1 protein-coding gene is annotated in these 558 nt (G+C 71.0%); it reads left to right on the forward strand.

The features are described from left to right. Nucleotides 1–52 precede the first annotated feature (52 nt). Nucleotides 53–558 (forward strand): MarR family winged helix-turn-helix transcriptional regulator (locus tag FOE67_RS27965; RefSeq protein ID WP_182667584.1); only part of this gene is annotated, 506 nt, incomplete at its 3' end.

Consider the following 558-nt stretch of genomic DNA (forward strand, 5'->3'; position numbering starts at 1 on the left):
GGCGGGCAGGCGGGGGGCATTTCGTTAGCGTTACTAATTAATCGGGAGTAGGATGGTTCACGTGTCCGAGCCACCCATCGATACGCCCGAGAACGCCGACGCGGTGAACACACTGCGCATCGGTGTGATGCGTCTCGCCCGGCGCGTCCGCCACCAGCGCGAGGATCGCTCCCTGGGGGTCGCGGAACTCTCCGCTCTCGGCACCCTCCACCGCTGCGGCCCGATGTCTCCGGGGGAGCTGGCCCGCAAGGAGCACGTTCAGCCCCCCACCATGACGCGCATCCTCGCCCTCCTGCAGGAGCGCGGTCTGGTGAGGATGGACCAGCATCCCGTCGATCGGCGGCAGAAGACCGCCACCGTCACCGAGCGGGCCGAGGAAATGATCCGTGCCACCCGCGCCAAGGACAACGCCTGGCTCGCCCGGCTCGCCTCCCGACTCGACGACGACGAGTGGGCCCGCCTGCGCGCCGCCGCGCCCGTCCTCCACAAGCTCGCGCACATGGACCCGGCAGCGCCCTCGCCGGCCGGGGGGTCCTCCTCCGCCGGTTCCCCTCCCCC

This window comes from Streptomyces calidiresistens (assembly GCF_014141525.1).
Taxonomy (GTDB): domain Bacteria; phylum Actinomycetota; class Actinomycetes; order Streptomycetales; family Streptomycetaceae; genus Streptomyces; species Streptomyces calidiresistens.